This is a genomic window from Scytonema hofmannii PCC 7110, from assembly GCF_000346485.2.
Taxonomy (GTDB): domain Bacteria; phylum Cyanobacteriota; class Cyanobacteriia; order Cyanobacteriales; family Nostocaceae; genus Scytonema; species Scytonema hofmannii.
Map to the genome: position 1 here is coordinate 5872911 of NZ_KQ976354.1, position 24264 is coordinate 5897174.

The window sequence follows — 24264 nt, forward strand, 5'->3', positions numbered from 1 at the left end:
TTAGAAATCTCACAATACTCTTTCCTCTGACTAACGGAAGGTTGTGCCTTTTTTATCAATATGCTAAACGAATGAATTAGTGGTTGACGATTAGGGATTAAGGACGTTAGAAAGATTTCCCGATCGCGAGTTCCAAGCTCCTGCTACCATTAAAAATATCATTATCAGCCGTTCGCGATCGCTTTCTCGTCAAAAAACGTCACAGGGTTTAAGCATGGTACTTCAAACCATTGTCGTTGGTGCAGGTTTAGCAGGGCTGAGTGCAGCCTATGAGTTGGTACGTGCTGGTCAGGAAGTTCAAGTTTTTGAAGCACGAGAGCGTCTGGGGGGTCGAGTCCACACAGTACAACTTAATGCCGGACAGTATGGTGATTTAGGTGCTGAGTTTGTCGATGATAACCATACTGCTTTAATAAATTATGCTACAGAGTTCGAGATCAAACTCGATCCAGCCTGCCAATTTCCCGATGACTTGTACTGGTATGTTGATGGAATGCTCAGAAATCGGGAGTCTTTTAGTGCAGAAAAACAAACTGCTTTAGAAAATTTATTTGAAAAGCTTCAACTTCTAATTGAAAAGCAACACGATCCACAGCAAACTCTTGATGAGTGGTTGGAGACAAACCAACAACCGCCCTTTGCCAAATGGATTGCTCGTTTATCGGCGCGATCGCTTTTTGCCACTGACCCAGAGTTGATTGGTGTTGGATTTTTTGCCTACTTTAACACGCTTGGTGGCAGTGGTAGCAATATGCGCCTTCGTGGGGGGAGTTCGCGCTTAGTTGATGCTTTAGCTAAAGTTTTGGGCGAGCGAGTGCATACAAGGACTCCCGTGCGTCGCATTCAACAGACAGAGAATAATCTCGTGAGTGTCAGTATTGAGACAGCAAACGGTTTAGTTGAGGCGAAAGCGAGTACTGTTATAGTAGCGATTCCTTGGAGTGTACTGCGTCATATCCCAATAGTTGCTCCATTTACAGACTCTCAGCAAGACGCCATTTTTCATTTGCCCTACGGTAGTTTGGTGAAGACACTCCTGCAATATCCGTATCGCTTTTGGTCTAAACCTAACTTTGGGATAACATTGCTGGATGCTGAATATCAAGTTGTGTGGGAACCTAGCTTTGCACAAATGGGGACAGAAAGAATTCTTTCCTGTTTCAGTGGAGGTAGTCGAAGTGTAGAGTTATCTGAAAACGCTGTTGACCGTGCGATCGCTACTGTACGTACTGTGTATCCTGAAGCACCTGAAATTGTGACATCTCGTTCCTATGATTGGAGTGCCGATGAATGGTCAAAAGGTGCTTACTGCTACTTTAGACCCGGTGATTTAGATCGCTTTAACCCACACCTGATGCAAAGAGCAGGTCACATTTTCTTTGCAGGAGAGCATACTGCTCCTGTAGAGTATCGCGGTTATATGGAGGGTGCTATCCGCAGCGGTCAACGTGCTGCTCAACAGGTTCTTGAATCTGTGAGATAACCCAGGGTCTTGGTAAAGCCAGATACCTAAACCCAGAAAATAAAGTTCAATTAACAAACTCAACCTCTGGCTTCCAAATGACAAATGACTAATAACAAATAACTAATCTAACTCTCGGCGTCCTTCCAAGGCTCTTGCCAAAGTTACCTCGTCAGCGTATTCCAAATCTCCACCCACAGGTAACCCAAAAGCAATTCGCGTAACTTTAGTAAATGGTTTTATGAGATGACCGATATACAATGTCGTTGTCTCACCTTCGACACTAGGACTGATAGCTAAAATGACCTCATGAGGTTTTTGCTGGCTCACCCGTCGCACTAAAGGTTGGATAGTCAACTGTTCCGGACCAATGCCATCGATTGGGGAAATGACTCCACCCAAAACATGATACTTACCTTTGTACTCACGGGTTTTTTCTAAGGCAATCACATCGCGAGAGTCAGCCACGACACAGATAGTGGTATTATCGCGGTTTGCGTTGCGACAGATTTCACAAACAGGTTCAGAAGATAGATGAAAGCAAACAGAACACAAGCCCACCTGCTTTTTTGCTTCTATGAGAGCATGTGCCAAAGCTTCAACTTCTGCCTCTGGTCTTTTTATGATATGCAATGCTAACCGTTGGGCAGTTTTTGGACCCACTCCGGGTAAGCGTTGCAATTGCTCAATTAATCGTGCTAGGGGGCGTGCGTAAACCGTAGTTTTATCTCCAATTTTTTACTATACTATAGCAATCCTATGTGATTTGTAAGAATTGAAAGGCTCAGATCCCCGACTTCTTTGAGAAGTCGGGGATCTAGTTGTAGTCATAGGCTTAATTAACCGGGAGGCCATGTCAACTGTCGTCCACCTAGGATATGTAAATGTAGGTGGTAAACGGTTTGACCGCCATCAGCATCCGTATTTATAACAACACGGTATCCATTAGTAAGCCCAGCTTCTTCAGCAACACGTTTAGCAGTTAATAATAGATGTCCTAGAAGGACAGCATCTTCAGAACCCGCATCAGATAATTTGGGTATTGGTTTTTTAGGAATGATGATAATATGAACGGGGGCTTGGGGGCTAATATCTTTGAAGGCAAGCGCCAATTCATCTTCATAAACTATATTGGCTGGAATTTCCCGCCTAATGATTTTGCTGAAAATTGTCTCTGTGGTTTCACTCATGGCAATTGACTAGTTCTTCTGCTAGAGATTTTATAATGTTCTCTCATCAATATTCCGTACTGCGAAGGAAACAGGTATGCCACTTGTTTTAACTAGCAGTATGGAAACCGAGTTTCAAGGTTTATTGCTTGAAGATTTACAAACCATTGCGCCGGAGGAATACGCGCAGAGAGTCAAACGTCCTGGTATCGTGGATTGTTGGGAATATGAAGAATACAAACAAGCGGTTGAGGAGACGGGTAAGAAGAAGTTGATTATGGCAGGGTTAACCAATGACGTTTGCATCGTATATCCAGCAATCAGTGCCGTTGAAGATGGGTACGAAGTTCAAGTTGTAGTTGACGCAGGTGGATCGCCGACGACGCTTGCCGATGAAACTGCTTTGCGGAGAATGTCGAGTCATGGTGTCACTCTCACTACAACAAATCAAGTTATGGCAGAGCTAGCAGTATCGTGGTCACATGATTTTGGGAAAACGATCCAGACAATTATGTACCAAGAAATTCTTTCAAAATTGATATGATATCGATTCTATAGCGATTTACCAGAAGAAAGGCAGAGGACTGATGGCAGATGGCAGAGGGGGTTGAAAGTAAAAAAGGTAACAATATAAATCCTCTGCACTCTGCCAAGTAGATTCAACAAATTCTGTTTCCATCCGATGTTTGGGTACTAATGGAGGTAATTTCAGGTACTTAAACGGTAAAACAGGAAATGGTTTTGTTAACTTGGTTACAGATGATAAGTTGTCAGGTACTAGATGGATTATGATTCCAAGAGGTAGTGGTTTCCAGTTTTTCTGTAATGGTGATGGTTCTGAGAATCTTACATGGTTAGATGGTATAACAGAACACTGCAAAGTGGGTCTAGCCAATAGTCGTGAACTTTCAGGGACTTTTTGGCACGTAGTGAGTCAATAAACTCTAGACATCTCCAAGAATTTATGAAGATTGAGTACTAAATCTTGCTATTAATTCCTCTCTAGATAGTTGTATAAGTAAGAGTGTAAATTCTTTTACTGGTAAAGCTGATATTGCTGATACGAGAGTTATCAGTTCGCTATCTAATGAGCCAAAGCGAACTTCAAGCATATTTTCAAGAATTTGTCGTCTTTCTTCAAGCTTAGCAATTTGTTTGATTGAAGGAAAAAACAAAACATCTGTTTCTTATACTTCTCCAGTAACAGGACGAGATGGGCTAACATCCCCGTAATAATTTAATAATTCTTCGAGATAATCTTTCGCAAATTGGTCATGAATTAAAGCGAGTCAAATTTTAAAAATGTCAAGCTCAAAGTGTAACACGTGGCTTTCCCCAAACTGGGTACACTAAAGCAATGTGAGCGTTGAAGCAACAGTTGTGCTAGTGAATAAACTGATAAAAGCAAATTAATAAGAAAACAGAGGAGTTTTGATGCCTAATAAAAAGCATTTAGGGAGAAATTGATGAAAACATTCTTCATGCTTCGAGGTCGCCGCAAGTTTATTATAGCAGGACTGACCGGATTCCTGACTACGTTTTTGATTCATCCAGTTGCTTCAGTGCTCGCTGTGGATAAGCAAATTGATCGAAGAACATATTCTGATACAATAGAGAACCAGTACTACCTAGTTTTTTGTGCCAGAGGTGGTTCACCAACAGGTCATGCTTTTATCATTTGGGGTGTGGAAGATAACAATAAACTTATTTCTGCACCTAATTCTCTAGATTTAAATCAGGAAAACCTTGCTTTTTGTTCGGAGATCCGAGATGAGAGACTGCGAGATATTGCTCGGGAGGAATCAACTAAAAAGCAGGCAACTAGAGGAGGAGTGTCAATAACAAATCTTAGCGGCAAAGGCAGCCACAGCTATGAAAGAAGTTCGGGTTCTTATAATGAACATAGAATGAGCGAATATTACTCAAAAAACTGTGACAAATTACTTGAAGCTCACAGTCAGATATCGATTGCACAGATTAATGCTAACAAAGAAGTAGCGATCGCTGAGATACAAAGCAACCGTGACAAGTATACAGCACGGCTACAAAGTGAAGATTTTAGATACGGACAAAATACACAACGCAGAATTGAAGAAGGTAAGAACAGAGCTAATGTTACTACTAGTATCGCAGGTACAGCTAGCAATCTCATAAGTAATGTGGTTAGTGCTAACGTTGAAAGAAAAAAACTCGCTCTTGAAAGAAAAAGACTTGATGTTGAGCTTGAAATAGCAAGACTTAACGCCGATCCCAATCTAGCTCTGCTTCAAAATTGGGGATTGAAAAGGACTTCTTGTAATGGTTCGGTGGTATCAATCCTAATTGATGGTAAAGAATACTGTGCCAAGCCTGTCAAGGGGCTGAGTGTAGGAAATTATGCATACATTCGCGCTGAAGATAGACTCGAACCAATATCTGAGTCACCAAATCCGCTTAACGCTAACAATTCAAATCCACAACCTAGCCCAGAACAGGTACCCCAGTCGCCAAATCTTGTCAACACAAATACAAACTCAAATCCGCAACCCACCCCTGAGACGGGTTTATAGATTGCTCTGAAATATAGGTAACTGATTCAATTTTAATCGAGGAGTTCGCAATGAAACTTAAGTTTTTCACTCAATTTTTGCTGATGTCTTTTGTTCTATCAAACTCGTTTGTCTTGAAAACAGAAGCGCAAACCCTTCCTAGAGTTGGTTCGGGAAGTGGAAACAATCTAACTCCTAAGGTTACACCAGGAATATGCAGAGCGATCGCTACAAGGAGGATATCAACTCGGCTACACCAATGATGTCGTACAAGGAATGAGTGGTGGTCCTCTTTTGAATCGCAATGGCGAACTGATTGGCATTAATGGCAAATCGAAATATCCTCTGGGTGGTATTGAGGCATTCATCTTTACCAATGGCATGATGCCATCCGAGCAGCAATTCCTACAAATGGAAGCCCTGAGTTGGGCAATCCCTATTACCAATTTTCAGCAAAGGTTTGGACGTATGTAGGGGCGCAAGGCATTGCGCCCCTACAAGAAATTACAAACGCAAGATTTAAAAGGAGTATGTGATGAGTTTAAATTCTTATAGATTTAACAACCTTCCCAAATTTTTGGCAGGTACGGGAGTAGTTGCAGCAATTGCGATCGGCCAACCTAGTGTTGTCTTTGCCAAAAGTGCTCCAGAAATTAACCAAATTGCTGAACGGACAGCAGTGCAAATTAACAACAACCAAGGTTCTACAGGTGGAACGGGAGTTATTATTGCCAAACAAGGTAATACTTACACTGTTTTAACTGCTAATCATGTAGTCTGCGATGCAATTCCAGATCGGAATCCCGTTATTTGCCGAGATGATGTGACTTACACTATTCGCACGAGTACGGGAAAAGAATATCCTTTAAAGCGGGCGCAACGTTTACAGAAAAATAACAGTGACGCAGATTTAGCAGTCATTACTTTTGAGAGCGATCGCGCTTACCCAGTTGCTACCATTGGTGATTCCGAGCAAGCAGTGACAGGTTCACAAATTTACGTTTTTGGCTATCCCGCCTCTGATGGACGTTCGGGTGCTCAAAGAGAATCGGAGTTTTCACCAGGTTTTGTGACAAGTCGTCCCGATAGTCGTCCCCAGGGCTACTCCTTGCGCTATAATGCTGTAACGCAAAGGGGCATGAGTGGTGGTCCTGTATTTGATAGCGAGGGGAGAGTTGTTGGTATTCACGGTCAGGGCGGTAAGGATGGTGAGCTTGAAAGTCGCGATGGAACTACGGTATCGATAAAATCAGGATGGAATGCAGCTATTCCGATTAATATGTTTATGGCTCAGAAGTCTCAAGTGGGACTGAGTGGCTCAAGTTTGACGGTAGATAATCGTCCTACAGAGGAGAAGCCAGCACAAATCAAAAATCCTAGCAATGCTAGAGACTACTACGCACTGGGGTCTGTTCGTGACGAGCAGGGAGACTCTAGGGGAGCACTTGAAGCTTACACCCAAGCAGTACGACGCAATCCTGAGAAGAGCGAAGCTTTTTTAGCTTACTTTAACCAAGGCAATATCCGCTTTCAACAGGGAGACTATCAGGGAGCGCTAGAAGATTACACTGCAGCGATTCAGAAAAAACCTGATGCAGCGATCGCCTACAACAATCGGGCTGTTGCTCGCATTAAGCAAGGAAATTACCAAGGAGCGGTGGAAGATTGGACTCAAGCCTCACAACGTGGTGCTGGCGATGCCAGTCTATACTATAATCGGGGTGTTGCTTACTCTAGAATTGGCAATCAACAGGCTGCGATCACGGATTACAATAAGGCGTTGCAAATCGACCGTAAATATGCTCTTGCTTACAACTCTAGAGGAAATATTCTTGCTGACACGGGAGATAAAGTCAAAGCTCTTGAGGATTACAATCAAGCTATTAAAGTCAATCCTGGTTTTGCCGATGCTTATAATAACAGAGCTATTCTTCGCGCTGCTTCTGGAGATAGAACTGGAGCGATTGAGGACTTGCAAAAAGCTGCACAACTGTTAATGGAGCAGGGGAAAACGGCTCAGTACCAGCAAGTCATGGAAAACCTCAAACGGCTTCAACGTTAAGCTACAATGAAACGAAACAACGATTGGTTAACAAATATCCGTTTTTCATCTATATTCTCCAAGAATTTATGAAGATTGAGTACCAAATCTTGCTATTAATTCTTCTCTAGAGAGTTGCATAAGTAAGGGGGTAAATTCCTTTGCTGGTAAAGCTGATATTGCTGATACGAGAGTTATCAGTTCGCTATCTAGTGAGCCAAAGCGAACTTCAAGCATATTTTCAAGAATTTGTCGTCTTTCTTCAAGCTTAGCAAGCTCTCGATCTTGTTGATAAAGTGGTTCTAACCGCATAATTAACTCCCTATCATCTGCTTCCAAAGGTTGACTAACTCTTAAATTCTTCTGCAAATTGTAAACTAATTCTAGCGTAGCTTGACGGAACGGATGCTCTGCTGATAGTGATTGTAATTCTAATATTGCTTTTTCTTGTATGCTTCCTCGTCCAAGAATCCTTAGCCATAAAGTTTCTGAGGTATCAGGAAGTTGATGAATCGCAACAATTGCTGTTCGTAAAGCATTGACGGTAAAATGTACCCCAGGTAACCAACCTTTTTTTTGAGTAGCACCAAAGCTAGATAATATTTTTGAAGACGCAGTTGGAGTGAGTACCCACAATTTTGGTAGATCTGACTCCTGACGAGAAGTGTTATCTCGTTTAGCCTCTCGTCGTAGTTCAGCCTTTATCTGCCACAATTTAAAAATGCAATCTCCGATTTCATCTTCAGATGCTGCGTTCCGAAAAGGTTCAAAGATAGCGGGGTATTCTGCAAATCTTCCAAGTAATCCCAAAACTTTTAGATTAGGATTTTGTTTGATTGAAGGAAAAAACAAAACATCTATTTCTTGTACTTCTCCAGTAACAGGACGAGATGGGCTAACATGCCCGTAAGAATTTAATAATTCTTCAAGATAATCTTTCGCAAATTGGTCATGGCTAAGCCTAAGAGGTAGGACTAAAGGCGGTTATACTGAAACTTAGCTCTTTTAGGGTAAGTTCTAATCTCAAAACCTTTTGTAGAACTTCCTAATAGAGCGGGGGAAAATGGCTCAGTACGAGTAAGTCATGGAAAACCTCAAACGACTTCAACGTTAAGCTACAATGAAACGACAAGCCGAATGCTACGAAGAATGTGAATAGCTGTAAGATGGATATTCAATCGCATTTACGTGACCGACAAATTATTCACTCCGATCTTGAGATTATGAGTGGAACTCCAGTCTTTGTTGGAACGCGAGTTCCATTACAAACTTTTTTTGATTATCTTGAAGGTGAAGCAGGCTTAGCCGAATTTTTAGAAGATTTCCCACATTTGCAGACTCAGGTATTGATAGTATTGGAAGCGATCGCAATCATCAATGCTGGATCGGGAGCGAACTGCACGTGCTCATTCTATGCCAAGGACAATCTGTTGAGCAAGAAACTTTCAATTGAGTGCAATACATTAAAGAGTTAAGGAACCGCAGATGAACGCGGATGTACGCAGATGAACTTGTACTTCATCCGGATGAGAATCTTTATATAATACATGATTTATCCGCCGCAAGAAGGAACGACGAAGCAACCGCAAAGATGTGAGATTGCTTGTTCCTTGTGGCGGATATTTTACGTATTATGATATTCTGAAATGTAAGAAAATCTTCCTAGATATAAAAATGAATATTCTCATAATCCAAGAAAATAATATCAATAAAAGAGAATATATATTTACAGAACATTCAGTATTGCAAGTTATTTTAGATAAAAATCTTGCAAGAGAATCCGTATTTTGCCAAAATAATACAGTTTATGTGTTTGATGAATTCAGCGGTAATCTTCCTATAGAAACTTATGAAGCTTTTAAAAAATTTTTACAGGGTTCCACCATCACATTGAGCTTGGCGAAAGAAACAGACTAGAGTAACAGTTTACGACTCTAAAACAACAAATAAATTAATTGATTAACTACAAAAAAAAGAGAAACACGGGGGCATAACCGTTAACCCCCCGTGTTTCTCCTGCTTGCTTAGTCCAGCAGGGACATTAAGATTTCAGCTTGGCACTTTTCCTGAGTGCCTGTGAATATCGCTCCTTCTATTTCCCCTTCCACAATTTCAGGGATTTCATCTTCTGTTAAAACGATAGAATACACGTTTTCTACGGCTTCAGAATCAAAGGGTTGCATACATACTCCAGAGTATTTCTCGTAAAGCGGCTTGCTGGGAAAGCAAATTCCGCCAGGAACGGAGAAATATCTAGAGGGGTAATGCTTAGCCGTAAAACGGTTTTTAGGGAAGTAACTGTTTGGTATAGATGTTTGCGATTTATGGCACTGTTGCTTTGCTGGGGCGTTTTGCAAGCATTTCGCTTTCTTTATGGTTTGGCTTATGGTATGATAATAATCACACTATAAGCATATTATGGTCAAGCCAAAGGAGTAACGGTAATGTCTATGATGCGTAAAACCATTACTATCCCTGATGTAATGGAGGAATGGGTGAAGGCGCAAATTGCGAGCGGACGCTATGGCAATGATAGTGAGTATTTTCGTGATTTAATTCGCCGCGATCAGGATAGGCGACAGGCGGAACAGGATTTGTTTGCCCTTATTCAGGAAGGGTTAGACAGTGGTGTCAGTACCTCTACGGTAAAAGATATTATGAAACGGGTAGAAGACAGGCTTAAGCACAATGGCAACCTATCAACTCACGAATAAAGCGGAGCGTGATATTGAGAATATTTACGAATATTCCATTCTGAACTTTGGCTTACGCATCGCGCAAGAGTATGTTTCAGGGATGCATGATTGTTTTGCGTTATTGGCAGAATATCAAAGCTGGGGGAGCAACTATAGCTTTATTGCGCCAGGATTACAGCGTTACGAATACCGCTCCCACGCCATCTATTATCAGCCAGAGGAAGAAGGCATTTTAATTGTGCGGGTGCTTGGAGGCAAACAAGACCCTATGCTTCATATGTAACGCAGGTTTGGAAGTGTAACATTATCTTCCCCGCAAGCGGTTGCGCTCTACGGCGTTTGCCGCACTGCGGGCGGTTATGTCCGCGTATCTTTGGGTATTGCGGTGACGTTTCTGTCGTCGGTGCGCTCTTTGAGGAGCTGGGCGGCGGTTTCCTCCACGCTCCAGCCCCAGTCAATCGCAATCAGGCACCAGGTATAATCCGCCCTGCTGGTATCCGGCCCATCTCCTTTTGTATTGGTGGGGGCGTTTTGCAGGCAGCGGTCATAGTCGGGGAAACGCTTAGGCTTTTTTTCGGTTCAAACCATAAGGCTGCCCGATATCCGATTCGGTAATGACAAATATTTTGTCCACCCTTTGCTTAAATCTATTCTGATAAGCGAGCGATTACGGCTATACTGCCGTATCGGGAAATGCGTCTCACGCTTGACACAAGGACTCAGAAAAATAAATATGCTAATTATATATATCCTCATAAAGAATTGGCATAAGTGAATAAAACTTAAAAAGTAAATCTACTAGAAAGTAGAAGGGTTCATATACTTCAAGGAAACATCAGAGTTTATATTCCTAAAAAGTGAAATGCCTCCAACTAGACACGCTCTCAATCCAGTTTAGGATTTCTTCAGTTTGAAGGGGAAAGTAACGGCGATCGCTTGAGTGCAAAATCTGGCATCCTGTAATCGTACTCCATTAATGTAAGTACCATTGGAGTCGTTTGAATCGCAGACTTGCCACTGGGTTTGCAAACCAATTTCGATAGGTTTGATATTTGCATGATGCCAGGAAACTTGAGTTTCATTTGCTTTACTTAACCTGACTTTCAGTAGAACACTACAAAAATTCCCCCAGTCATTGTAATAGGAGTCTTTTTATGTCTAAGATTCAGCATAAGCATTCTCGAAACATTTGGCGACCACTTAATCGGAAATCACAAATACTAGTAACGATCGCAGCACTGGCGGTTGCTGTATTTCAGATTTACTTTTGGCATAGTCGCTTAACCCATCAACAACCACCTTCTCACAACAAAACTTCCTCTCATTTATCTAACGAGCGGGGTAAGTAAACTATATCCGTCTAATCTTGTTCTGAATAACTAGAAGTAAATAATGGCGTTGAATTACATATAATTTTGCTCTGAGCTAAAACCTATGCTTGTTCAAATGTTGACGACTGGAAAGTCAATTGAGTACCTTCGGATTGTTGCGATCGTCATCATCTCCGTTACGCTGCATGAACTTGCTCATGGCTTGGCTGCTTTAAGCCAGGGAGATGATACTCCACGAAAAACTGGTCATCTAACTCTCAATCCCTTAGTTCATATGGGCTGGGAATCGATTATTTTCCTTTGTGTTGCTGGAATAGCTTGGGGACAAATGCCTGTTAACTCATCTAAATTTCGCTCAGCAAAGCTCGGCAACATTTTGGTATCAGCAGCAGGACCAATGATGAATTTGGCATTAGGTATTTTGTGTATTACGCTAATTAACTTGTTTTTTGTTGCTGATGCTACAGGAATTTTTAGTGTTCAATTCCTCTATTTGGCAGCCCAAATAAATCTCATGTTGTTTTTGTTTAATCTCCTACCGATTCCACCCCTTGATGGTTTTCATATCTTTAAGGAATTTTTTCCCTTTCTCAAGCCATTGGATGATGGTCACTCTGGACTATTTGGTTTGATGATTCTCCTGCTAATTCCTGATTTTAATACAGGATTAGCTGCGATCGCTGCTCTGATGATTGAGACAACGACTGGAGTAAAACTATAAATTATGAGTTTCAATTTGACAGCTGCTACTTCGGTTAAAAACAAGACTTTCCAAGAAAATCTAGAATCTTTAGACTTGGAACCAATCGCCCAAAGATTGATGTATCCTGAAAACGGTCGAGGATGGAGTCGCGAACAAATAGAATCGGCGATCGCTCGTTACAAAATGTTTCTGCATTTAATCTACCTCTATCCCAATAGCGCACTTGTCCCAACCTACGAAATCGATATTGTTTGGCATCACCACATTTTGGACACTCGCAAATATGCTTGTGATTGTGAGCGGTTATTTGGTTACTTTGTGCATCACAATCCCAACTTAAATTCTAGGAGTGAAACAAACCAATTATCCTTAGAAAAGGCATTTTATGACACCAAAACATTGTTTGCAGAACATTTTGGCGTACTCTTAATTAAGGAAATCCAAACATCTCAAAGTATTATCCTATGTAAGGATAGACTACAGCAAGCAAGTGCTTGTGCAGACCTGTAACCAACCATGCTTAAGAACTAATAGTTCCTTGACGGTGCAAACTTCTGGATTTACCCGTGCAATAAACCCAAAATTCACGCATCAAACAAGTAAACTATACCATATCCGGTAGCATAACCATGCGGAAAAGTCTCTTAATTTCTTAGCGCCTTAGCGCCTTTGCGTGAGCTTTATTCAGGGTATGTAAGCGGACATGATATCACTCACCCCTCGTATTCTGGATGAAAGTTCTCATTTCCCTTGCTTCCGGTATCATTTTTAAACTCTCAAAACGAAGAGCTGCTTCTTGCGCCCAGTATCGAGCTTGTTTCAAATTTCCTTGTCGCTGTGATAAGTAAGCAAAAGTACGCTGGCTTCTTCCAGATATTCAGGCTGTCTTGTGAGGGTAAGTGTCCAACCTTTATCATACAAAACCTCTACCAGTGTTGAGCGATCGCCCCGTTCTTGAGCAGCTCCTAGCAACCAATCCGTCCACACCAAGCGTTCATCCCAATACCCACGCACGTGAGTGTATCCTTTGATTTGTCTCCAAAAACTGAGGAGGTCGTCATATTTTCTCTTTTCCCTGCACCATTTCATCACATCCAGAAGATTCTCCCATTCCAGATCTAGGAAGCTGTATTCGGAATACCATTTTTTTTCATCGATACTACCGTATTCCTGCGAGAATTTTAAATACCACTTCACCCACTGCGATCGCACTAACTGTTCAAATTCAGGATGCGCTGTGAGTTCGGCTGCTGCATACTCGCGAGTCAGAGGGTGTAAGCTATAACGTGCATCCTGCTGGCGGACTAGCGAAAGTTGTTGGAGTTGAGCTAATCCATCACCCGTATTCATCGAATCTTCCATAGCAATTGCGCTAATGGTTTCTCTCTCAACGGCTCTAGCAAAAAGCGATAGTGTCATGAGTATTCGGTGGGGCGGTTGTCCTCGCAAACGCTCCACAGAAGTCTTGAAACAGAAGCGAGCCACATCACCTGTCGCGCTTTTTAATTTTGTCAGTACAGCATCCAGCGGATACCCTGCTGCTAGCTGACCAACAGTATAAACTATTGCTGCTGGGATACCGTGGGTGTTTTGGTAAAGGACTCGATCTGCTGGAGGGTGTAGCTCTACCCCTTTTTCTTTTGCTTGATGATGGATTAAGCTCAGCCCATCTTCTTCGGGTAGAGATTCCAACCGAATTGGGACAAACAGAGCTTGTTCCCGAGTCGTCAGGATAACTTTAACTGTACGGGGTAAGTCGTACACAAAACTTAATAATTCCTGTTTATCTTCGATAGTTTCCAAATTATCCACAATCAGCAAAGTTCGCTGCTGCTTCAAGCTATCTCGAATCAAGTCAAGCTGATCGTCCGGCGATCTGTAGCTAATTTCAGGACGTTCTAGGGTATGAGCGATCGTTCGGTAAATATCTCGTAGATTGCGTTCGCGTTTGAGGCGAGGTAAAATCTGCAAAGCTTTCAGATACTGCTGCTTAGCTGATGTAAAAATAATTGCCTCAAAGGTCGGTACGGTCATTCCTTCAAAGGTTAGCACGACTGAACCAGGTATACTAGCTTGGAGGCAAAGATGAGCAGTTTCCAAGACGAGTGTTGTCTTTCCGACACCCCCAACACCATCAACACTAATCAAATGAGCCGGATGCTCGAAGGAAAGCAGCTCTAACAAGCGAGCTAATTCTTGACGGCGACCAATAAAACGAGTACATTCTCGCTTGGGTAAGTTTTCGTAGATGGGCGGTGAAGCGGTTCCACTTTGCGTAAGAGCGATTGCAATTTCTGGAGGAACTACAGTCATAACATACGGTTCTTGAGGAGTTTCTGTAAAAGCAGTTGATTCTACAGACGGTTGTGTTACACCTTGTAATTGCTCAGTGAGAAAAATTCGGAGTCGGTTCTCCTTACCCCGACTGCTACCACTGACTTTAAACTTGTTGTACACCTGTCCCATTCGTTTCAAGCAGGCTCCCTCAGAAGTGTTTAACTTCTTAGCAATGTCGTGATAATTCAGTTCCTCCCCATAGCGAAGCAGAAAAACTTCCTCCTGCTCTTTGGATAGTTCATAGTTACGAGCCATTTGCGCCAGAAAGTCGCGTGGGAACATCCGCCCTTCCTCTTATCATCGGTATACTCAGTTTACTTGGTCAATCGGAGTTTTGCGGAGTTATACAGATTGTCATTATAAATTATTATGATTCAGGTGCTTGCTACAAGAGAGTTTTTAGTGCAGCCTCTTAAATTAAATGTTTCAGAGGTCAAAAGCATAAATTCAGAGGTTTTCTACACTCAGAAGAAAATTTCCAGTAACGGCAACGGTGACCAGTCCATATTTTGGAGGACATAATGAAAAGATTCTTGTCAATCGTACTAGGTTTCGTCACGTTTATTGCATGTACATTGAGGCGAATAGAATTCGCGGCTACACAAACAAAGTCCGCCTACGCGGACTAACGTGAAAACAGGATTTCAAATTTTCTTTGACGAAATTAACGCTCGTAAGAAGGAAGAGGGAAGACCGAAGTTGTATCCCCATCAATAAATTGAGGGGATTTGAAATGGCAAGAACAAAATCTTACTTTTCCATCAATAAATTGAGGGGCTTCTACCTTAGGAAGGAAGAAGAGAGAAAGAGCAGACGGAAAATTCTTTCCAACTTCGGCCTTTCTTCTTCCTCCTTCCTTATTTTCGGTGATGAAAGAGGGCGAGCGCCTAAAGCATCTATAAACTCATCAGCGTCCATCAGCTACAGGGTGCGGTTAATTACTTTTAGTTCAATCTAAAGTCTGCTAATAAGTTTGTAGCATTTCATGACACCAAATCTATGAATATCAAACTTTTCGTGTCGTTAGCACTTGGTAGTGCGATCGCGTTTGCTGGAGGAAATTATCGAGTAATTTGTAGCAACCTATAATGATAATTGTTAAGGATATTGTGCTGGAGGCGGACATGGAAACGATGAAGTTACGAGCGCATATTGGGGAAGATGGTATATTGCAAATCCAAACGCCCACTGATTTAAAAGATACTTTTGTTGAAGTGGTGGTGGTTGTGCAACCGTTACCTGATGCAGAAGTTGCAGTATCAAAAGAACCCCAAGCACGTTATAACGCTTGGGGAAAGCCCACAACTAAAGAATCAATAAGTAATGCTATTACTTCTATGCAACAACTGCAACGAGAAGTTGCGTTGGATAAAACGTTAATCCACTCAATGATAGAAGAGGGGTGAAGATTTTAATGCAATTTGTTTTGGATTATTCTGTAGCAAAGCGCTCGCGCAGTAATATACGGTCAATAGGAGCGCCTGCTTGAGAAATTATCACTTCTTCTGTTGGACAACACTCGACAGAGCAATTGGGCAAGGTTAGCCTGTAATTCAAGAACTTCTGCATTACACATTCACAGTCGTTCTATATTGTATAATCATTGTAGTAATTAAACGAGGTGTAAAAATGAAAACAAAACGTGATAGAGAAGAGATAATTAAGGATATCAACGTACTGTTGCATAGCGCTTACGACAGTACTTTAGATGAAATTCTCGCATTATTAAAGAAAATTGATGATGAAGAGGATGAAGAAGACATTAGAGACGCTCGTGCTGAATTAGAAGACCTCAAAATGAATGGTGGTATACCGTGGGCAGAAATTAAAAGAGATCTGAAAAAGGACGTGGCGTGAATTATCAAGTTATATTTTCAAAAGGTGCATTAAAACAGTTCAAAAAACTCTCTCTCATTAGACCTTCAAGAACGCATACAAACCCATATTGATGAATTAGCAATAGAACCTCGCCCAAACGGGGTTAAAAAGTTAGAGAATGATTTGTATCGTATTCGAGTAGGAGATTATCGAGTTATTTATCAGATACAAGACAATATTTTATTAGTAAATATTGTCAAAGTTAGTCATCGTAGTAAAGCGTATCGTGATGAAAGTTGATTATGCTGCATTAGGCGGTAGGGAAAGTAAGTGAATAAAACTTAAAAAGCAAATCTACTAGAAAGTAGAAGGGTTCATATACTTCAAGGAAATATCAGATCTGACATTTCCGAAAAGTGAGATGCACTCAACCAGATATGCTCTCAATCCCGTTGAGGAGTTTTTCAGTTTCAAGGTTACAAGGTGGAATTGAACTGCTGAATGGAGCTTTAATTGCAGCAGACAGCGGTGGGTCTGGAAATGCTGGAGATTTAGAAATTAATGCATCTGAAATAAATATAAGCAATTACTCGCGGATTGGGTCAGCAACTTATACTCAGGGAAAAGGTGGTAATATTACTTTAAATGTAGCAAATTCAATTATATTCCGTAACAATAGTGAAATTACTTCTGAAGCTTTTAATACTGCTGATGGTGGCAATATCACCATAGAAGCAGGTGAACTCATTTCGTTAGTATACACTGACTGGCAAGGAATTACTTCTAGGACTTACGCACGCTCTACGAATTCTTGGCGTCTTGGCGGTTCGATAAATCAAGGTTTCTAGCAATTTTTGCGTAAGTCCTGACTTCTTGTCACCGTCACCTAATGAAGTGCGATTGAAGTGGATGTGTCAGGAGGGTTATCGGGAATTGTCGTTTTGGGGCTGCCAGATCCCGTCATTTTGGTAAACTAGTAAGCAGAAGTCGATAATATTTTGCGTGCATGAATAACCCAGTAGAACTCCCAAGCGGTAAAATTTTGAATATAGTTCGTTTTGTTGCACTAATTCCAACTAATACCAATAACCAGGGTTATGACCTCATTTTAGAGGGGTATTCTAGCCCCATTTATTTAGAACCATCAGATGCTAGTGCTTTGAAGCAAATTTTGCAATTAGATATCGACAGAAAAATTACTGACACATATTCATCTTGGGATAAAGACGAGCAGTTACGGAAAAATCAAAAAGCGATCGCTCTTTTAGCTAAACGTATAGAACGCCATCAAAATATGTCTGAAGAAGAATCCAAGGAGCGAGAAGAATTATTTGAGGAATTCAAGCAAAGAATTGATGCTTTAAGGCTTCCCGGTCAGAAGTTATATTCACAATCATGATAGTTTTTATAGACTCTGGGGTATTAGGAATCCTTGCCAAACACCTAAGTCGTTTTGCCTCTGCCAAAGCATGGAGAGAGGTTTGACCCGGATACAGTTTGAGTTCACTCTTGGAGAACGATCGCCTCTGTAGTTTCACTCATGCCAATTTACCTGTTTATCTGTTACAGATTCTATAGGTTTAATATTCTTAAATAAACATTTGGATTCATGCTAGCTAGAGTCTGGAGCGCGTCAATTGTCGGCATCGACGCCGTTAAAGTGGGCGTTGAAGTGGATGTGTCAGGAGGGTTGCCGGGAATTGTCGTTTTGGGGCTGCCAGATCCCGCCATTCAAGAAGCGAAAGAAAGGGTTAAGGCAACTCTCAAGAATGCTGGTTTTGCTTTTCCCATACGAAAAATTGTGATTAATCTTACACCTGCGGATTTACGAAAGGAAGGTCCGTGTTTTGATTTGCCAATGAGCGTAGGAATTTTAGCTGCTTCCCAACAAGTGAGTGCTGAGTTATTGGGTGACTACCTTTTTTTAGGCGAGTTGTCTTTGGATGGCAGCTTGCTTTCGGTTGCTGGTGTTTTGCCGATCGCATCGGCTGCTCAAAAACTGGGAATTGCAGGTTTAGTTGTTCCTGCTGATAATGCACAAGAAGCTGCTTTAGTTGAAGGATTGCCAGTTTACGGCTTTAAAAATTTGTCTGAGGTGATTCATTTTTTAAACAATCCCAGGCGACACAAAGCGGTGCAGTTAGATAATTCTGTAGAGGTATTGCATGAAACGTCAGGACAAGCAGATTTGAAAGATGTGAAAGGGCAAGCTCATGCCCGCCGTGCGTTGGAAATTGCTGCTGCGGGTGGACATAATTTAGTGTTTGTAGGTCCCCCAGGTAGCGGTAAGACCATGTTAGCACGTCGTTTGCCTGGAATTCTACCAGCAATGCAATTGAAGGAAGCCCTGGAGGTGACTCGCATTTATTCCGTCGCAGGTTTGTTAAAAAATCGCGGCTCGTTGATTCGCGATCGCCCCTTCCGCAGTCCTCACCATTCTGCTTCTGGTCCTTCTTTGGTAGGTGGTGGTGGTTTCCCGCGTCCTGGAGAAATTTCTCTAGCACATAAGGGCATCCTTTTTCTGGATGAGTTAACAGAATTTAAAAGAGATGTCTTGGAATTTCTGCGTCAACCTCTAGAAGATGGCTATGTCACAATTTCCCGTGCCAGACAATCAGTCATGTTTCCCGCTCAGTTTACACTCGTTGGCAGTACAAATCCATGCCCTTGCGGATATTACGGAGATATTATTCAAAACTGTACCTGTACGCCCAGACAGAGAGAGCAATACTGGGCTAAGCTTTCCGGTCCTTTAATGGATAGAATTGATTTGCAAGTTGCCGTAAACCGTTTAAAACCAGAAGAGATTACCCAACAACCAACAGGAGAATCCTCTGAAATTGTGAGAGACAGGGTGCAACAGGCACGAGATCTTGCGTATCATAGATTCAAAAATGAAGATCATTTATCTTGCAATGCACAAATGCAGAGCCGCCATCTTCAAAAATGGTGCAATTTAGATGATAGCAGCCGCAATTTATTGGAAGGGGCAATTAGAAAATTGGGTTTATCGGCAAGAGCTAGCGATCGTATTCTCAAAGTAGCACGGACGATTGCAGATTTGGCAGGGGATGAGAACTTAAAACCTCAGTATGTTGCTGAAGCCATTCAATATCGGACGATTGATAGAATGCAGTAAATATTCATTAGAATTTTATCTTTCCTCTTGTTATATATATCGTGGCTAACGGGAGCATCCCAATTTGGCACAAGCCTGCAAGAATAGAATTCTCTTGCTATACAAACAAAGTCCACCTACGTGGACTTAATATAGAAGTCCGCGCAGGCGGACTTGGTCTGTATAGGCGTGATTTCAATCACAAGCGTGTTTTTTCCAAATTGGGATGCTCCCTAAACATATGCATAAGTTAATTTTACTGACACCTATATAGAAAGGATTGATATTCTGAATCAAGAAGCTAAAATCGAACAGCTTTACGAGGTCAATATTTATGGCTCAAAAAATTTACGCCCTACTTGCTGGTATTGATAAATACCACCCAGAATCCAGAGTCAATAATTTAAGTGGTTGTGTTAACGATATTGAAGCAATAGAAGAATATTTACAGAAACGAATTGCTACTGAGAAAAAGTGGGAATTAGTTGAAAACTCAGAGGTTCCTTGGAAACTGACGAATGAATTGGCAACACGTCAGGCGATCATAGATGGCTTTCAAAAACACTTGTCCCAAGCAACCAGTGAAGACGTAGTCTTATTTTACTATGCAGGACATGGTTCCTTTGAACCAGCACCAGAGGCGTTTCGGATTAAAGATTCAGATCGTCAAATTGAAACTTTAGTTTGTTATGATAGCCGGACGACACAAGGTCGAGACTTAGCAGATAAGGAATTAAGCTACCTCATTGAGCAGGTGGCAAAGAACAATCCACATATCTTGATTGTTCTGGATTGCTGTCACTCCGGTACAGCAACGCGAGATCCAAAAGTGGTGGAACGTCAAACCTCTGCAGATGGACGAGTCAGAGATTTAAAAGAGTTTATTTTTACTGAGGAATGGCTGAAACGGCGTTTGAGTGAGAACTACGAGCCACCAAGACATGTTGCGATCGCGGCTTGTCGTTCCCATCAAACAGCAAAAGAGCATAGAGGTGAAGATGGTAAACGACGCGGTGCTTTTTCTTACTTTTTCACCCAAGCATTGCAACGCACTCACGGTAGTTTATCCTATGCAGATTTATTGCAAGATATCAACGCTTTGATCCTCAGTAAAGTCAACGATCAATCACCCCAGATAGAAGCACTTGCAGAAGATTTAGGACAAACCTTCTTAGGAGGTGCAGTAGGCGATCGTTTGAATTACTTTACCCTGACCTATAACACGCAAGTTTACAGTAATTGGGTCATTAATGGAGGTGCTTTACACGGAATTCGTCCAGTTACGGAAGGAGAGACTGTATTAGCAATTTTCCCCCAAGAAACCCCACTAGAACAGTTGAGCGATATTTCCCTTTCCATTGGTCAAGCTGTAGTTACCGAAGTACTTACAGAAGTTAGCAAAATTGAATTCAATAGTATTACGGAAATAGATCCAGAAGCACCTTACAGGGCGGTTGTCATCAGCGTACCCGTTCCTCAATTGAAAGTGAATTTTGTAGGGGACGCTCAAGGTATAGAACTGGCTCGAAGATCTCTAACAACAGTTAATGAGGGTGAACCATCTTTGTTTATTAAAGAAGCAGAACAATCTGAAGATGCCAATTACGAGCTAGAAGCACATCAAGGTCAATACTGGATTAAACAAGCAAGCGATCGAAAGTCAATAGTCGCACCGATTCCACTCGTACCAGATACCCAAGGATATACTTTGCAACGTGCAGTGCAAATCATCAAACGTTTAGAACACGTTGCACGTTGGACGAATGTTTTAGAATTGAAAACGCCACCCACCAGTCAAATCCAACCAGAAGATGTGGATTTGGAAGCGATCGTCATCTCTGATGGTCAGGAGTATTCCTCAAAACAGGCAATTTCCGATTTACGTGGAGAATACAGTTTCAACAATAATCAGCCAACACCGCCAAAGGTAAAAATCACTGTAACGAATCACAGTGACCAAGATATTTACTTTCAAATAGTAGACTTAGCAGGTGATTATTCAATAAGTATCCCACCATTTTTCCCAGAGACAAGTAGTCTCCGTTTATCAAAAAAATCGAGTGATGACTCACTTTTGCCAAGCAAAACGAGTAAGATATTAGACTTAGCGATTCCCAGAGCATATATAAATAGTGGAGTGACAGAATACAATGATATTTTCAAGTTAATTGTCAGCACTAGAGATTTCAACGCGAGTTTGCTCGCACAAAAAGGACTTGATACTCCTCCTCCCACTCGTTCTACTCGTTCTACAGGATTATCCGGCGCTCTTAACCGTTTAATGGACAACATTTCTTCTCGTAATGCAGTGGAACCGGGTTCTGACAATCTTGATAACTGGATGACCAAGGAAGTTAAACTGACGATTGTAAAACCACCAAGTGGAGTAGAGATTAAACAATCTGAACCAACAACTCTACAACCAGGTGTTGTACTGCACAACAATTCCAGTTTTCAAGGCAAAGTTGAGATCAACTCCTTACCACCAAACAGCCGGGATGTTAACAGTAATTTACTTCCACCCATTCTCATAGAAGCTCCAAATCTGTTTCAACCCTTTGAATTTAACACCACTCGTAGCGGTCTCTCTAAATTAAGTGTTTTGGAAATCACTGGCGTACAGAATCACGAAAGCGTCACACCAGAAAATCCTATAAAGATAGTTGTTGACAAACCATTGTCATCCAACGAATATGTTTTGCCACTTGCTTATGATGGAGAATTTTTCTTACCTTTAGGGACAGCTAAGGCAGCAAATGGCAAGACAGAAATTACTTTAGAACGCTTACCTGAACCAATAGCTAATAGCCGCAGTCTACAAGGTTCCATCAAGATTCTCTTCCAAAAACTGCTGACTCAACCTTTTGGACAAAAATTTTCTTATCCCTTGTTAAGACTTTCTGAAATCTTACCAGACGGGCGTGTATCTTATCAAGCTGATAAGGAAATTATTACAGCAAAAGTGACTCAAGCCAAGAAGATATTACTTTATATTCACGGTATCATGGGCGATACAGAAACGTCTGTAGCAAGCGCTCAACAAGCAAAATTGACAGAAAACGGACAACAGAAAACTTTGCGAGATAAATATGACTTAATTCTCGCCTTTGATTACGAAAATCTCAATACGACCATCGAAGAAAATGCCAAACTTCTGAAACAAAGACTAGAAGAAGTTGGGTTAACAGCCAACCATGGCAAACAATTAGATATTGTTGCTCATTCAATGGGCGGCTTAATATCTCGTACCTTTATTGAAAAAGAAGGTGGAAATAAAATTGTTCAACACTTAGTGATGCTGGGTACACCTAATGGTGGTTCTCCTTGGTCTACGGTTCAAGATTGGGCTTTTGCTGCTCTGGGAATTGGGTTAAACCAACTTTCCTCAGTAGCTTGGCCTGCAGTCGTTATTGCTGGAATCTTAAAACTTGTGGATGCCAACATTAAGACTGTAGAGCAGATGAGCCCAAGCAGCAATTTTATCCAAAGCATTGCTACCAATCCAGATCCTAACGTGCGGTATACCATTATTGCAGGCGATCGCTCAATTCGTCCTGAAGCATTACAAACCGATTCTGGAAAACAGTCGAGTGCTATCAAGCGACTGATGGAGAAATTATTTGGCTCGGCTCAAGAGCGCGTAGTCAACTTAGTTTTCTTCCAGCAACCAAACGACATAGCGGTGACACTCGAAAGCATTAAAAGCGTGAGTGAAAACCGCATTCCCAAGCCGAGAATTATAGCTCCAGATGCAACTTGCGATCATGTAACTTACTTCACCACTCAATCTGGTTTAGACGCATTGGTCAAAGCACTCTGTGAAGAGGTATAAATCTCAGTGTTGAATTTTCTTCAATAAAAGGCTTCAAAGATGAATTCACCAAAAATTTAAGAGGATTTTGTAAAGTCTACCGTTGTGACAATATCTCCCCTAGCCCCTCACAAGGGTAGATTTTTTACAAATCGAGTTAGGGCGGGCCTAAGGGGGGAGGACAGGAACTGCTGCTTTTAAAGCATACAACTGCTAAAATACATCCATAACTAATTGATGCCGTATCCATTCTATGACCATAGCTCAAGAATTAGATGCTCTTGATGGCATCTTCCCAGATGTTATATTTCCCCCTGGCGATTTATATAGTGATGAGCCTCCCTTGGAAACAGAACTGCACTTACGACAAATAATTTTACTTTTGATATGTCTAGAATGGCTGTGGCGAGATAGAAATGATTTCTATGCGGCTGGAAACCTGACTATCTACTATAGTCCACGCCAACTTAAATCAGAAGATTTCCGAGGTCCAGATTTTTTTGTAGTGCTGGGAACCCAACGTAAAACCCGCAAAAGTTGGGTAGTCTGGGAAGAAGATGGCAAATATCCAAATGTCATTCTAGAAATTTTGTCGGACTCAACAGCCAAGACAGACAAAGGTTTAAAAAAAGAAATTTATCAAGATACTTTCCGCACACCGGATTATTTTTGGTTCGACCCGTATACATTAGAATTTGCGGGATTTCATTTAGTAGATGGAGAATATCAACCTCTACAACCAACAGAAAAAGGATATTTGTGGAGTCAACAATTAGGGTTATATTTGGGAATGTATCAGGGTTTATTGCGGTTTTTTACAGCAGATGAGCAACTAGTACCAACACCTGAAGAAACAGCACAACAGACAGAACAAAAATTAGAACAGGTAGAACAAAAGGCACAACAGACAGAACAAAAACTAGAACAGGTAGAACAAAAGGCACAACAGGAAGCTGAAAAAGCAAAACGTTTGGCAGCAAAATTACGGGAGTTAAATATAGACCCAGATACAATTTAGACGCGAAGCATCCCAATTTGGAAAAAACACGCTTGTGATTGAAATCACAGCTATACAAACGCTCGTCCGCAAGACAAGGACTTAATATTGAAGTCCACGTAGGTGGACTTTGTTGTATAGCAAGAGAATTCTATTCTGAGGGCTTTTGCCAAAACGGGATGCTCCCTTTAGAATTGATTTCCTCAAGTTTTTATCTACCTTGATAGATTTGGCATGGCATACTACAAGAATC

27 protein-coding genes and 1 pseudogene are annotated in these 24264 nt (G+C 41.5%); 21 read left to right on the top strand and 7 right to left on the bottom strand.

What is annotated here, in order from left to right:
* The first annotated feature begins 214 nt into the window (after positions 1-214).
* Positions 215-1483 carry a flavin monoamine oxidase family protein gene (locus WA1_RS24395; RefSeq protein WP_017739915.1) on the top strand — a complete coding sequence of 423 codons (1269 nt, stop codon included), beginning with the start codon at positions 215-217 and terminating at the stop codon, positions 1481-1483.
* Positions 1484-1585: 102 nt separating this feature from the next.
* On the opposite strand, the gene recR is transcribed toward WA1_RS24395, so the two are convergent.
* Positions 1586-2197, bottom strand: coding sequence for a recombination mediator RecR (gene recR / locus WA1_RS24400; protein ID WP_081402932.1), 612 nt, complete (start codon positions 2195-2197; stop codon positions 1586-1588).
* Positions 2198-2301: 104 nt separating this feature from the next.
* Positions 2302-2652, bottom strand: a complete 351-nt coding sequence (locus WA1_RS24405) for a histidine triad nucleotide-binding protein (RefSeq protein WP_017739913.1) — start codon at positions 2650-2652, stop codon at positions 2302-2304.
* 76 nt (positions 2653-2728) lie between these two features.
* On the opposite strand from WA1_RS24405, the gene WA1_RS24410 reads away from it, so the two are divergent.
* On the top strand, positions 2729-3175 hold the full coding sequence (locus tag WA1_RS24410; protein WP_017739912.1) for an isochorismatase family protein: 447 nt from the start codon (positions 2729-2731) through the stop codon (positions 3173-3175).
* Positions 3176-3593: 418 nt separating this feature from the next.
* On the opposite strand, the gene WA1_RS24420 is transcribed toward WA1_RS24410, so the two are convergent.
* A complete protein-coding gene (locus WA1_RS24420; protein ID WP_017739910.1) occupies positions 3594-3806 on the bottom strand; it encodes a hypothetical protein in 213 nt (70 codons plus the stop codon).
* A 291-nt stretch (positions 3807-4097) separates the two neighbouring features.
* On the opposite strand from WA1_RS24420, the gene WA1_RS24425 reads away from it, so the two are divergent.
* From WA1_RS24425 to WA1_RS24435, 4 genes and pseudogenes are all read left to right on the top strand, one after another.
* Positions 4098-5180: a hypothetical protein gene (locus WA1_RS24425; protein WP_033334412.1), complete on the top strand. Its 1083-nt coding sequence runs from the start codon at positions 4098-4100 to the stop codon at positions 5178-5180.
* A gap of 50 nt (positions 5181-5230) precedes the next feature.
* Positions 5231-5422, top strand: coding sequence for a hypothetical protein (locus WA1_RS55305; RefSeq protein ID WP_148662756.1), 192 nt, complete (start codon positions 5231-5233; stop codon positions 5420-5422).
* A 4-nt stretch (positions 5423-5426) separates the two neighbouring features.
* A pseudogene (locus WA1_RS24430) lies at positions 5427-5633 on the top strand (serine protease); the annotation flags it as partial.
* A gap of 61 nt (positions 5634-5694) precedes the next feature.
* Positions 5695-7221 (top strand): tetratricopeptide repeat-containing S1 family peptidase, encoded by a 1527-nt coding sequence (locus WA1_RS24435; RefSeq protein WP_017739907.1) that lies wholly within the window; start codon positions 5695-5697, stop codon positions 7219-7221.
* A 66-nt stretch (positions 7222-7287) separates the two neighbouring features.
* On the opposite strand, the gene WA1_RS24440 is transcribed toward WA1_RS24435, so the two are convergent.
* Entirely contained in the window at positions 7288-8052 is a 765-nt protein-coding gene (locus tag WA1_RS24440) for a hypothetical protein (protein ID WP_017739906.1), read from the bottom strand.
* A gap of 314 nt (positions 8053-8366) precedes the next feature.
* On the opposite strand from WA1_RS24440, the gene WA1_RS24445 reads away from it, so the two are divergent.
* A complete protein-coding gene (locus WA1_RS24445; protein ID WP_017739905.1) occupies positions 8367-8675 on the top strand; it encodes a DUF433 domain-containing protein in 309 nt (102 codons plus the stop codon).
* Positions 8676-8874: 199 nt separating this feature from the next.
* Positions 8875-9117: a hypothetical protein gene (locus tag WA1_RS24450; protein WP_017739904.1), complete on the top strand. Its 243-nt coding sequence runs from the start codon at positions 8875-8877 to the stop codon at positions 9115-9117.
* A gap of 107 nt (positions 9118-9224) precedes the next feature.
* Here the strand turns inward: WA1_RS24450 and WA1_RS55310 are convergent, their stop codons facing one another.
* Positions 9225-9557, bottom strand: coding sequence for a hypothetical protein (locus tag WA1_RS55310; RefSeq protein WP_148662758.1), 333 nt, complete (start codon positions 9555-9557; stop codon positions 9225-9227).
* An 87-nt stretch (positions 9558-9644) separates the two neighbouring features.
* On the opposite strand from WA1_RS55310, the gene WA1_RS24455 reads away from it, so the two are divergent.
* A complete protein-coding gene (locus WA1_RS24455; protein WP_017739902.1) occupies positions 9645-9914 on the top strand; it encodes a type II toxin-antitoxin system ParD family antitoxin in 270 nt (89 codons plus the stop codon).
* On the top strand, positions 9889-10179 hold the full coding sequence (locus tag WA1_RS24460) for a type II toxin-antitoxin system RelE/ParE family toxin (protein WP_017739901.1): 291 nt from the start codon (positions 9889-9891) through the stop codon (positions 10177-10179). The genes WA1_RS24455 and WA1_RS24460 overlap by 26 nt, the downstream gene beginning before the upstream one ends.
* A 611-nt stretch (positions 10180-10790) precedes the next feature.
* Here WA1_RS24460 and WA1_RS53170 read toward each other — a convergent pair.
* Complete coding sequence (locus tag WA1_RS53170) at positions 10791-10925, bottom strand: FHA domain-containing protein (protein WP_419183595.1); 135 nt, start codon at positions 10923-10925, stop codon at positions 10791-10793.
* Positions 10926-11050: 125 nt separating this feature from the next.
* Here WA1_RS53170 and WA1_RS24465 point away from each other — a divergent pair, with 125 nt between their 5' ends.
* From WA1_RS24465 to WA1_RS24475, 3 genes are all read left to right on the top strand, one after another.
* Positions 11051-11245, top strand: a complete 195-nt coding sequence (locus WA1_RS24465) for a hypothetical protein (protein WP_017739900.1) — start codon at positions 11051-11053, stop codon at positions 11243-11245.
* A gap of 85 nt (positions 11246-11330) precedes the next feature.
* A complete protein-coding gene (locus WA1_RS24470) occupies positions 11331-11948 on the top strand; it encodes a site-2 protease family protein (RefSeq protein WP_017739899.1) in 618 nt (205 codons plus the stop codon).
* Between the two features lie 3 nt (positions 11949-11951).
* The gene (locus WA1_RS24475; protein ID WP_017739898.1) at positions 11952-12440 is read left to right on the top strand and encodes a glycine-rich domain-containing protein; all 489 of its coding nucleotides are present in this window, start codon (positions 11952-11954) and stop codon (positions 12438-12440) included.
* 309 nt (positions 12441-12749) lie between these two features.
* Here the strand turns inward: WA1_RS24475 and WA1_RS24480 are convergent, their stop codons facing one another.
* Positions 12750-14549 carry an ATP-binding protein gene (locus WA1_RS24480; protein WP_017739897.1) on the bottom strand — a complete coding sequence of 600 codons (1800 nt, stop codon included), beginning with the start codon at positions 14547-14549 and terminating at the stop codon, positions 12750-12752.
* 806 nt (positions 14550-15355) lie between these two features.
* Between WA1_RS24480 and WA1_RS24485 the strand changes: the two genes are divergently transcribed.
* From WA1_RS24485 to WA1_RS24515, 8 genes are all read left to right on the top strand, one after another.
* Complete coding sequence (locus WA1_RS24485; RefSeq protein ID WP_017739896.1) at positions 15356-15673, top strand: hypothetical protein; 318 nt, start codon at positions 15356-15358, stop codon at positions 15671-15673.
* Between the two features lie 223 nt (positions 15674-15896).
* A complete protein-coding gene (locus tag WA1_RS24490) occupies positions 15897-16124 on the top strand; it encodes a hypothetical protein (protein ID WP_017739895.1) in 228 nt (75 codons plus the stop codon).
* Between the two features lie 102 nt (positions 16125-16226).
* Positions 16227-16385: a type II toxin-antitoxin system RelE family toxin gene (locus WA1_RS61795; RefSeq protein ID WP_419183621.1), complete on the top strand. Its 159-nt coding sequence runs from the start codon at positions 16227-16229 to the stop codon at positions 16383-16385.
* A gap of 116 nt (positions 16386-16501) precedes the next feature.
* On the top strand, positions 16502-16933 hold the full coding sequence (locus WA1_RS24495) for a hypothetical protein (protein WP_158516686.1): 432 nt from the start codon (positions 16502-16504) through the stop codon (positions 16931-16933).
* Positions 16934-17091: 158 nt separating this feature from the next.
* A complete protein-coding gene (locus WA1_RS24500) occupies positions 17092-17484 on the top strand; it encodes a hypothetical protein (protein WP_017739893.1) in 393 nt (130 codons plus the stop codon).
* A gap of 210 nt (positions 17485-17694) precedes the next feature.
* Positions 17695-19224 (top strand): YifB family Mg chelatase-like AAA ATPase, encoded by a 1530-nt coding sequence (locus WA1_RS24505; protein ID WP_026134308.1) that lies wholly within the window; start codon positions 17695-17697, stop codon positions 19222-19224.
* A 313-nt stretch (positions 19225-19537) separates the two neighbouring features.
* Entirely contained in the window at positions 19538-23035 is a 3498-nt protein-coding gene (locus WA1_RS24510; RefSeq protein ID WP_017739891.1) for a DUF7379 domain-containing protein, read from the top strand.
* A gap of 232 nt (positions 23036-23267) precedes the next feature.
* Positions 23268-24032 carry a Uma2 family endonuclease gene (locus tag WA1_RS24515; RefSeq protein WP_017739890.1) on the top strand — a complete coding sequence of 255 codons (765 nt, stop codon included), beginning with the start codon at positions 23268-23270 and terminating at the stop codon, positions 24030-24032.
* Positions 24033-24264 lie beyond the last annotated feature (232 nt).